The 10,325-nt window shown below is 40.8% G+C and carries 12 protein-coding genes; 3 read left to right on the forward strand and 9 right to left on the reverse strand.

All coding sequences use genetic code 11. The features are described from left to right. The 9 genes from P7J49_RS11310 to P7J49_RS11350 all read right to left on the reverse strand — a co-directional run. Positions 1 to 1,179 (reverse strand): site-specific DNA-methyltransferase (locus tag P7J49_RS11310; protein ID WP_408570713.1); only part of this gene is annotated, 1,179 nt, incomplete at its 3' end. Then, entirely contained in the window at positions 1,151 to 1,612 is a 462-nt protein-coding gene (locus P7J49_RS11315) for a helix-turn-helix domain-containing protein (RefSeq protein ID WP_408570714.1), read from the reverse strand. The genes P7J49_RS11310 and P7J49_RS11315, both read right to left, overlap by 29 nt. 298 nt (positions 1,613 to 1,910) lie before the next feature. Then, positions 1,911 to 2,276 (reverse strand): HNH endonuclease, encoded by a 366-nt coding sequence (locus P7J49_RS11320; protein WP_408570715.1) that lies wholly within the window; start codon positions 2,274 to 2,276, stop codon positions 1,911 to 1,913. Between the two features lies 1 nt (position 2,277). Beyond that, on the reverse strand, positions 2,278 to 3,315 hold the full coding sequence (metK, locus tag P7J49_RS11325; protein ID WP_172015756.1) for a methionine adenosyltransferase: 1,038 nt from the start codon (positions 3,313 to 3,315) through the stop codon (positions 2,278 to 2,280). A 77-nt stretch (positions 3,316 to 3,392) separates the two neighbouring features. Next, positions 3,393 to 3,542, reverse strand: a complete 150-nt coding sequence (locus P7J49_RS11330; protein ID WP_408570716.1) for a DUF6900 domain-containing protein — start codon at positions 3,540 to 3,542, stop codon at positions 3,393 to 3,395. Positions 3,543 to 3,736: 194 nt separating this feature from the next. Further along, positions 3,737 to 4,213, reverse strand: coding sequence for a hypothetical protein (locus P7J49_RS11335; RefSeq protein ID WP_105207327.1), 477 nt, complete (start codon positions 4,211 to 4,213; stop codon positions 3,737 to 3,739). After that, positions 4,206 to 5,582 carry an SNF2-related protein gene (locus tag P7J49_RS11340; RefSeq protein ID WP_408570717.1) on the reverse strand — a complete coding sequence of 459 codons (1,377 nt, stop codon included), beginning with the start codon at positions 5,580 to 5,582 and terminating at the stop codon, positions 4,206 to 4,208. Before P7J49_RS11340 ends, P7J49_RS11335 begins: the two co-directional genes overlap by 8 nt. After that, complete coding sequence (locus tag P7J49_RS11345) at positions 5,563 to 5,844, reverse strand: VRR-NUC domain-containing protein (protein WP_408570718.1); 282 nt, start codon at positions 5,842 to 5,844, stop codon at positions 5,563 to 5,565. The genes P7J49_RS11340 and P7J49_RS11345 overlap by 20 nt, the downstream gene beginning before the upstream one ends. Before the next feature lie 284 nt (positions 5,845 to 6,128). Continuing rightward, positions 6,129 to 8,414 (reverse strand): phage/plasmid primase, P4 family, encoded by a 2,286-nt coding sequence (locus P7J49_RS11350; protein WP_408570719.1) that lies wholly within the window; start codon positions 8,412 to 8,414, stop codon positions 6,129 to 6,131. A gap of 288 nt (positions 8,415 to 8,702) precedes the next feature. Here P7J49_RS11350 and P7J49_RS11355 point away from each other — a divergent pair, with 288 nt between their 5' ends. Genes P7J49_RS11355 through P7J49_RS11365 form a run of 3 tightly spaced genes read left to right on the forward strand, consistent with a single transcriptional unit; the run spans position 8,703 to position 10,249 of the window. Next, positions 8,703 to 8,837: a hypothetical protein gene (locus P7J49_RS11355; protein ID WP_014636320.1), complete on the forward strand. Its 135-nt coding sequence runs from the start codon at positions 8,703 to 8,705 to the stop codon at positions 8,835 to 8,837. Then, on the forward strand, positions 8,812 to 9,135 hold the full coding sequence (locus P7J49_RS11360; RefSeq protein WP_408570720.1) for a hypothetical protein: 324 nt from the start codon (positions 8,812 to 8,814) through the stop codon (positions 9,133 to 9,135). Before P7J49_RS11355 ends, P7J49_RS11360 begins: the two co-directional genes overlap by 26 nt. Continuing rightward, positions 9,128 to 10,249, forward strand: a complete 1,122-nt coding sequence (locus tag P7J49_RS11365; protein WP_408570721.1) for a DUF2800 domain-containing protein — start codon at positions 9,128 to 9,130, stop codon at positions 10,247 to 10,249. The genes P7J49_RS11360 and P7J49_RS11365 overlap by 8 nt, the downstream gene beginning before the upstream one ends. The last annotated feature ends 76 nt before the right edge of the window (positions 10,250 to 10,325 follow it).

Raw genomic sequence — 10,325 nt, forward strand, 5'->3', positions numbered from 1 at the left:
ATTTCCTGTTGACTCTATATAACGTTTGACAATGACATCCACAAACTTCTCATCCAACTCAATGCCGTAACAAACCCGACCTGTTTGGTCTGCGGCCATTAGGGTTGAACCAGAACCAAGGAATGGATCAAGAACAATCGTCCCACGCATGGATGAATTTTGAATCGGATAGGCCATGAGCGGAATGGGTTTCATCGTTGGGTGGTCTTTACTGGATTTAGGGCGGTTATATTCCCAAATGGTTGTTTGTTTACGGTCACTGAACCACTGGTGTTTTCCCTTTTGTTTCCAGCCAAATAGGCAAGGTTCGTGTTGCCACTGGTAGGGACTACGTCCAAGAACTAATGAATTCTTCTTCCAAATGCAACACCCACTGAGATAGAAGCCTGCATCTTTAAATGCCTTACGGAAGTTCAATCCTTCCGTATCCGCATGAAATACGTAGATTGAGGCATCAGCTTCCATATGCTTTTCTACTTGAGTGAACATAGAAAAGAGAAACTGGTAAAAGTCACTATCCGGCATATTGTCGTTGAGAATCTTTCCAGCTGTTTCTTCTACATCAACGTTATAAGGAGGATCTGTCACAACCAAGTTTGCCATTTTATCACCTAAAAGTTGGTCATAAGTTTCAGCTTTCGTAGAGTCTCCACAAATCACTCGGTGCTTACCAAGTTGCCAAATGTCCCCTCGTTTTGAAAAGGTGAGTTTCTTTAATTCCTCCTCAACATCAAAATCATCATCTGATAGGTCTTTATCATGGACATTTGATAGGATATCGTCAATTTCTGGCGGTTCAAAACCAGTTAGGTCGAGATTGAAATCCGACTCCTGTAAATCCAAAAGCAAGTCTGCCAAAAGTTGGTCATCCCATTGACCGGTGATTTTATTAAGGGCAATGTTTAATGCCTTTTCATCTTCCTTGGATAAATCGGCAATGACACATTTGGCAGTTTCATAGTCTAAGTCCTTCAATACAGTTAATCGTTGATGGCCACCAATAACCGTCAAATCTTTATTGACAATGATGGGGTCAACGTAGCCAAACTTGAGTAGGCTTTGCTTAATCTTTTCATACTCCTTGTCACCCTTTTTGAGTTTTTTCCGAGGATTGTAAGAGGCTGGGTGTAATTCAGACAATCGAATCTCTCTAATTTCCATTGTTGGTTGACTTGTCATTGATTTCTCCTTTATTAAAGCGTGATTGAATGTAGCACGAATGGCTACAATATTTTCTATTCGAATTGGCATAAGATAAGAATGACCTGCCACAATGTTGGCAAGTCAAATCTTCATATGCGGTTTTTGATTTGTCGTGTTCGTCAGAATGAGTTGTCCACCAAACCTTACGACATTTATCCGAACAGAACTTCTTTGGTCTACCTATTTTGTGAGTTTTAAGTACTTGATAACACTGAGGGCAACGAAGCCCATCATTCTGGTCGGCTTTTGCCATCTGCTTTGTCGCAGCACCATGTTCAAGCAATGCTGGATTTCGTTTACAGTATTTCTTAACGGAATCTCTAGATAGACCTGTAGCCTTTCCGATGAATCCATAGCCAAGACCTTCTGCTCGCATTTTCCAGATTTGTTTTCGTTGACTTTCGTCCATTTGTTATCCTTTCCAGCAAAAAAGGACTAAAAACAACTATTTTCACCATTGTTTCTAGCCTTTTTAACTATTTTATTACCAAAATTACATACTAGGGAACGCTACATCCCCACATTAGAAACGTGATAATGGTGGGAAGGAACGTCAAAATGAAGCGATTTTAATGTACCCGCTTACGAATTTTGCGAAACTGCACGTTTGAGGGGGCGTCGGTCTTAGTCTCCCAAGGGTTTAGAGATTTCATCCCCCCTCCCCCAATGGGTGAAAAATGAGATACTTTTGTAACGAAACTCCAAGACTAAAATCGATACGTATACTCCACATATCGGTCAGTCGTCTTGGTCTTTCTATCATGACAAGACTTACAAAGTGCTTGCCAGTTAGTTTGATTCCAAAAGAGTTCTTGGTCACCTCGGTGGGGTGTGATATGGTCAACAACAGTTGCCTTGGTCAGTTGACCTTTGGCTTTGCAATGAACACAGAGGGGATGAACTTTTAAGTAACGAAGTCGTGCTTTATTCCATTGGGCATTGTATCCTTTGGCTTTGGTTGACTTGGAATCCAGTTGGTGGTTTGCTTTATGGTTCTCACAATATTTCTGACCATAAGATACTAAGTTAGGACAACCATTTTGTTTACAAGGTATGCTTGGTCTTCTTGGCATTTTACTTCTCCCAAGGTAGATAGTCTTTCGTGAAATGCCCAAAGCAAGATGTTTTGGTGTAGTCTACATTCAAGAGATGAAGCTCTTTAATGATACCTTGTGGTGTTAAATCATACCGCTCACGAATCATTCCTTCCAGTTGTTTTGTGGTGTAGCGACTCGTTCCAAAGGTTTCTACATACACCGACACAGGTTCTGCAACTCCAATGGCGTAGGCTAATTGTACTTCACATCGTTTCGCATACCCTTCTCGTACAATATCCTTAGCAATCTTTCGTGCCATGTATGCTGCGGATCGGTCAACCTTGCTTGGGTCTTTTCCAGAGAAAGCACCTCCACCATGATGTGCGAAACCACCATATGTATCCGCTACGATTTTACGTCCAGTTACTCCTGCATCCGCAAATGAGCCACCAAGAACAAAACGTCCAGTTGGATTGACTAAAACGTTGAAATCTAGATTCTGACGGTAACGAAGTGCTACTGCTATCATGGCTTCAGTCACAATTCGTTTCACTTTGGCAAGGTCAGCCGTTTCGGTATGTTGGATGGAAACTAAAAATGTATCAATTCTTTTCTTATCATAGTCGTAGGAAACCTGAGCTTTAGCGTCCTTGCCAAGTAAGGGGTGACCAAGGGACATCAGTTTCTCAAGGACTCGAGAGGCCAGAACATAAGGAAGTGGTAGGTACTCAGGTGTTTCATCTGTCGCATAACCGAACATCATTCCTTGGTCACCAGCACCACCATTATCAACACCTTGGGAAATATCACAACTTTGGAGTCCAAGTAGGTTAGTTACCCGAACATTCTTCATACCAAGTGGCTCGACAACCTGACGTACAATGTTCTCGAGATTAAAGTAATGTCTAGTTGAAATTTCACCAGCTACCACAACTTGGTTATCCTTGATTAAGGTTTCAACTGCCACTCGACTTGATTTGTCATATTTGAGACACTCCATCAAAATGGCATCTGAAATCTGATCACAGATTTTATCTGGGTGTCCAACTGACACTTGTTCACTAGAAATAATCATAATTCCTCCACGCAAAAAGCCCAACCCTTGGGCTAGGCTTTGGTTTATTTTACTGATTGTCGACCTGCTTCGTAGGCTCACTCCAATGCTCTTTTGATTCCCCAAACCGAAACATCGTAGAAATCGAGGTTGTCACTCCAACGTTTTTCTAAGGTTTCAACTAGAAGTTCTTCTTTAGCGATCTCTGTTAAAAGGGCATTGAGTTTTTCTTGTTGGCGTTTTGTCATGGTATTGTTCTCCTCTTCTTTTGTTGTGTACATATTAACTCTAAAAAGGAGATAAATCCAGTCATTACTGGGTATTTTTTATCTTTTTTGACACTTACAATTCTACCACAAATTTTGACAAAGTGAGGTCAATGTTAGGTCACACTTAGTGCAGGGGTAGGTTACTGGTAGGTCAGGGGGAGGTCAGGGGGAGGTTACTTTTCCAAAGAAAATCCCATTTTCAGATAAACTTCCCTAACATGGTCTAAGACCTTACGGCGCCAATTTCTAACAGTACTTCGGCTAATATGAAACTCTCTCATCAAGCTATCCCAATTACTATCTGTCTTAAGCATGGATTGAGCAAAATCATATAAATCTCCCTTTAGAAATTTTAAAGCCATCTCAAAATTCTCAAGGTCATTAGCCAATCGGATATACCGTTGCGATAAATCTGCCAATTGTTCCTCGTTTTCCTGAATCATCTTCTCACGAAAATTCAGTGCAATCATCTCTGATCGTCGATTAGTAGGTGTACTTTTAACCCTAGGTTCATCAGATTTCTCAAAAACTAGCGAACCAATAACCTCATTTTCTGTCACTGGTTTGAAATGATCCAAACGATACTTTAACATCTCCAAGTCACTTTTAAGTTCATTGTAATGCGTCAGTATGTGCTCTGCCTTATCCATCTGCCCCTCCTACTTGTGCTTTAACAGCTTCAATTAGCCGTTCTTGTTGTGCATCTTTGTTTTCTAGTGCCTTCAGGATTTCCTCATCAATCGTTCCTTCAGTCACAATGTGTTGAATAACAACTGTCTCAGCCTCCTGGCCTTGACGCCAAAGGCGTGCATTGGTTTGTTGGTATAATTCCAAAGACCATGTTAATCCAAACCAGACCAAGTGGTGGCCGCCTTTTTGGAGGTTCAACCCATGACCAGCTCCAGCTGGATGAAGTAAGCCAACTAGGACATTTCCCTTGTTCCATTCACGAATATCCTCTTCTGTTTTCAGCACCCTACTCTTTACCTTAAGTTTTTCTAAACGACCAATAATCCGAGCTAAGTCATGTTTGAACCAATAGGCCACTAAGACAGGTTCTCCATTTGCGGATTCAAGGATATCTTCAAGGGCATCAAGTTTCTGTTCATGTAATGCCACAACCGTATGATCATCAGAATATACAGCTCCATTGGACAACTGAACTAACTTGTTCGTCAGGCTTGCAGCATTTGCGGCAGTAACTTCTAATCCATCCAACTCAGACAATACATACTCTTTATTAAACTGACTGTACTTTTCTTTTTCCTTTTCTGACATACGCACCAGTTTCTTGGTTGAAATCAATTCAGGCATATCCAGATAGTCTAGGGCTTTCATGGAAATGGTAATATCACTAATCTTGTCTTGAATTTGACACTCTGCATAATCCATAGGGATGTATTCATAGACAATGTTTCCATTGCGACGACCTTCTTCAAAGTAACGACTACGAAACTCACCGATGAACCGACCAAGACGTTCTCCTCCGTCAATGACTTTAAACTCTGCGAACAAGTCCATAAGTCCGTTTGAGCTTGGTGTTCCAGTCAAACCAACGATACGTTTCATGTAAGGACGCATTGCCATAAAGGCTTTGAAACGTTTGGACTGCCAAGACTTGAAAGAACTCAATTCATCAATCACCACCATATCCCACTTGAAGTAGGGACTACATTGTTCCACCAACCAAGGGAGGTTTTCACGATTGACGATATAGATATCCGCATCTTTCTGAAGAGCTACTTTTCGTTGCTTGGGAGTACCCACAATTTTCGAATACCGTAAGTGACGCAACTCTGTCCATTGCTCAATCTCATCACTCCATACTGTATTTGCGACTCGAAGTGGGGCAATAACCAAAACTTTTGTGACCTCAAATCGGTCAAACATCAGCTCATTTACTGCAGACAAGGTTGTAGCCGTCTTCCCCATCCCCATGTCTAAGATGACCGCTGCATAAGGGTGACCTATGATGAAGTCCTTGACGACTACCTGATAGTTATGTAATGTCAATTTCATCTAGCACCTCTCCAATCATCTCAATGCGGTCAATCACATAAACCTTAAAGCCTAACCGCTCGAACAGTTTATGTCTTGACACTTGTAACATCCTTGGCTTTTGGTCAGGAGCTTTTACTTCCACCAAGCCAAACTTGCCATTGGGTAAAAAAACCAACCTGTCTGGCACACCAGAAAAAGATGGTGATATCCACTTAGGACAAATCCCTCCTCGAGCTTTCACAGACTTCACCAAGGCTTGCTCAACGTACTTTTCTCTCATCGTTCTAAATCCTTTCATCAAATTGAAGTGTGTAGGTCTAGTGCAGTCATTTCCAAAACTCCTCTTATAGGCTTTTTTTATAGTAATTTTTGCTTATAGGATAGTTTTAGAAAAGACCATAATAGACCTACACAAAATCAAAAAATGTCACTCATGTTGGTCGTTTCAATCATTTTTCCGAAACCTCATTCAAAATAAGTTCCAACCATTCAGTCAACGACCTACACACCTAAAATAGTCCATCACCACTCTTGTGGAGGTAAGGTGGCTAAAAATGTTGGTCATTAATCTAAGAAATCATAGCCATCCTCTACCAATTTCAAACCAAGAATGAGGTTACCTTTACTTGTCCGTTTTCGTTTAAAACCTGCCTGATCAAGAGCAGAATAAAAATCGGTCGTACTGCGTGTGTACTCCATGTTTTTGGCACAATAGGCACGATACTGACTGTATAGTTCTCCTGATTTTTCTGTCAACTGATCACCAACTTGACAGCAGTCACTAAGGAAGTGTCCTAACCAATCATTGGCCTCACGATAGGCTTTGACGGAAGATGATACCGCAGTTGGTACTTTTGTTTTGAAGTTCGCTTTGATAGCTTTTTCTGCACCTTCGATAATCCAAGACAAAATTGCTGGTGCCGCATTGTCATACAAATGGTCCGCAAAGTTTTTGATGTCAGAGCGACCATTGATTTTGGCATTAAATGGGATTACAACCAAACGTCGCCAAGTTCCATCATCGTTCGCACCTACTTTGGGTAGATGGTTGGTGTAAAGAACTAGCGTGTGTGACGGTACGAAGTGAAAAGGGTCCTTGTACTTTTTCTCCGCTTGGATTTCATCTGTTGATGTAATCTGCTTAACAACGGCTGTATTGAGACGCATACCCTCAGCCATCTCAGATGCAATGACCAGACGTTTCCCTTTAAGCTCAGCAAGCTCAGGACTGACATTTCGCTTGTTTGACATAGTTAAAGCATCCGCAGATAATTTCCCTGAGTAGCTACCTAGCACACGAGCAATGGTATTCCAAAACGTAGACTTGCCGTTTGCTCCGCCTCCATAAGCAATAATCATGTGTTCCTGATAGACCTTGCCGATTGCCGCCATACCAATAATTTCTTGAACATAATCAATTAACTCTTGGTCATTACAGAAAAAGGTAGCTAAAGTTTCCTGCCATAATCCCATTCCCTGATCACTAGGAGAGACTGCTGTCATTTTAGTTATATAATCTTCAGGATTGTGTTCTTGTGATCCGTTTATTCCTTTTCGTAAATCATAGGTAGCCTCTGGCGTATTGAGTAATAGGTCATCACTATCTAATTCTGACAGTTCTACTGAAAGCATTGGCTTAGCGGTATTATAGACAGCCATCAAATTCTTATAGTCACGATGTTTCATAACAAATTTATGGAACTCTTTAGCTGCTAGATAGTTTTTTAAATATTTCAATTGAAGTGGAGTTTCAACTGCATTTTCTAGTCGCTTTCCACCAGCCTTAATGGTCAATTCATCAATACCTGAAGACTGAAGTTGTTTTTCTGCAGTTTCCAGGAGTGCATTCGCTTCAGCAAGTTGTTCATCGGTAAAGTGTACAACTGCCCCTAATGCCAACTGCTTGTTCTCACGCCAGTGAGTTCCATCATAGTAAAGATAGTCCGTTGCATTGGTATAAGCGAGCCTGTTCGCATACTCTCTTGCAAGAACTCCCGCTTCCCCAACATCCGAGTAATCATCAGGTTTTAATGTTTCTCTATTAAAAGCATCGGGAGCCACGTAGCCTTTAGATATTTTTATAGTTCTGTTGTAGAATCGCACAGCACTACCCCAAATGGTATCTAACTCTGCTTTATCAAGTGGCGGTAAACATTTCTGTGCCTGCTCATCAAAGCCATCCCTTGCTTCTTTTGTCACGCCTAGCCGTTTGAGAATTTTCGCAGCAAATACAGACATCGTTGAATTACGACTCCCTTGCTGGATCGGTCCACTTGGAGGAGTATAGAAGTCTGCATCGAATTCTTCCTCGTCATCAATAGAAACAGTTTGAAACAAATCTTCATCTATAGTTAGCCATGAATCATGCCACATAACTTGTGCATTTGTATTCCCAAAGAAGAACCTTGCCGCATCCTTGGCATGATCATCAAAAAACTTGTACTGATTACAAAGTTCTTCCTTCATGGCAACATAGATGTCTTTATCTGTTACATCTTTAATTTGGAAGTAGATATGAAACTTGGGTCTAGGTACTTTTCCTGCCTTTGCCTGCATATGACTTCGACTAGTTACCAAGGCAAAATTGTAATCCGCAAAGATTTCTTTTAATCGCTCGCCCGTCATCCATTCATCTGGATTCTCAGAGTGGTCATTATCAATATCCATAACCAAAACATCCGACTTGATGAAATTGGCATTTGAGCGTGTATTGTTTAAAAACTGCCCTGCCACATGGTCAAATTGCGCAACAGTTTGTAGCGATATTTCATCAGTAATAGTTTCTTGATTGGGGTAGACAGTGGTTGTCTGAACTCCAGTCTGTCCTGAATGAGATAAGGTAAATTGCATTATGCACCCTCCATATTTTTGCAGTAATTTTAGAAATATATCTTCTTAACTTACTAAGTAAGAATCTGACAAATTTTTCCACTCTTTCAGAAAAAATTATTCAAAAAAATAGAAGTTTCCTATTAAATTGCACAGGAAACTTTTTTGATATTCATAAATTTTTTCAAATCTAACGGAAAAACATCACTTGGTTCTACTTAGTAATGTGTAAGAGATATGGCTAAAAAAATCTCTTGCAAAGTGGAAAATTTAATAAAAACCTTACTTAGTAAGATAGGAGGTCCAAATATGGTAAACGAACCATACATCAAACCTGATGAAGACGTAGCTGATACTCTCATCGCTATCAGCGTCATCTCAAAACTACTCGCTCGGAAAATTATGGAGGAAGAAAACAATGAGCAAAATGAAAGAACTGAATAGACTAATTCATGATATGGAAGAAACCGCAAAGTACTACCTTCGCTTGGTGGATGAGTTCAAGAAACTCCTATCTAATGATGATGAAACAGTTCCTGAACCAATATCACCAAAATCTGAACCACAAAGGGAAATTCAATTGGAGGAAGTCCGTGCAGTCCTTGCTACAAAGGCAAAAGATGGCTTTAAGAATGAGGTTCGTGCTCTGCTAAATGCTTACGGTGCTTCTTCTCTATCAGCTCTTGACCCTAAACACTTTGCGGCAGTCCTTGAAGAAGCTGGAGGGATTGGTAATGACTAACCACGCCATTCTATCTGCTTCTGCATCACATCGATGGTTGAACTGCCCACCTTCCATTCGGTTAACAGAAGATATGCCAGATGTAAACTCTGAGTTTGCCCTTGAAGGTACGGATGCTCACGAGTTGTGTGCTTATCTAGTCGAGAAAGCTCTAGGAAGGAAAACGCGTGATCCAACTGAGGATTTAGCATATTACAACGAGGAAATGCAGTATTGCGCAGAAGAATATCGCAACTATGTCATGGAACAAGTCGAGAAAGCTAGAGGTTACTCTCGTGACCCTACAGTTCTTGTCGAACAACGACTGGATTTTTCTAAGTGGGTACCTGAAGGCTTTGGAACTGGAGATTGCATCATCGTGGCAGACGGACTTCTTCAGGTTATTGATTATAAACATGGACTTGGTGTTCAGGTTGATGCAGACCACAACCCTCAAATGATGTGTTATGCACTTGGAGCACTTGAGATGTTTGGTGGACTTTATAATTTCGATAACGTTACCATGACAATCTTTCAACCACGAAAACATAACATTTCTACCTTTAAGATAGAAAAGACTGAGCTGCTTGAATGGGCTGAAAATGTACTCACTCCAAAAGCTGAACTTGCATTCAAGGGTGAGGGGGAGATGCAATCTGGTAAACACTGCCAATTCTGTAAGCTCAAGAATGTCTGTCGCAAACGTGCTGAGGATAATTTGGCACTAGCCAAGATGGAGTTTGCGGATCCAGCTTCCCTTGATAACGAGGACATTGCTGAGATTTTGCCTAAACTAGATTTGTTAATTTCATGGGCAAACGACATCAAAGCTTATGCTTTAAATCAAGCAACAGATGGACATCCTATCCCAGGATATAAACTGGTTGAAGGTCGCTCTGTTCGTAAATTCTCAGATGAGTCAGCTGTTAGCCAAGCTGTGATTGAAGCTGGCTATGACCCTTATGAGAAGAAACTACTAACCATTACAGCCATGACTAAGTTACTTGGCAAGAAAACCTTTAATGACCTCCTTGGTGGTCTGGTTGTAAAACCAAGCGGTAAACCAACACTCGTTCCAATTGACGACAGCCGTCAAGAGATGAACCTAGCAAAAAATGAATTTAAAGAGGAATAACTGATATGTAAAGCCCTTTGTCAAGTAAAAACAATCGAACTGATTAAAAAATGAAAAGTATCTAGAAAGAGCCTAG

It is taken from the genome of Streptococcus suis, from assembly GCF_046032515.1.
In the GTDB taxonomy this organism is placed as follows: domain Bacteria; phylum Bacillota; class Bacilli; order Lactobacillales; family Streptococcaceae; genus Streptococcus; species Streptococcus suis_AL.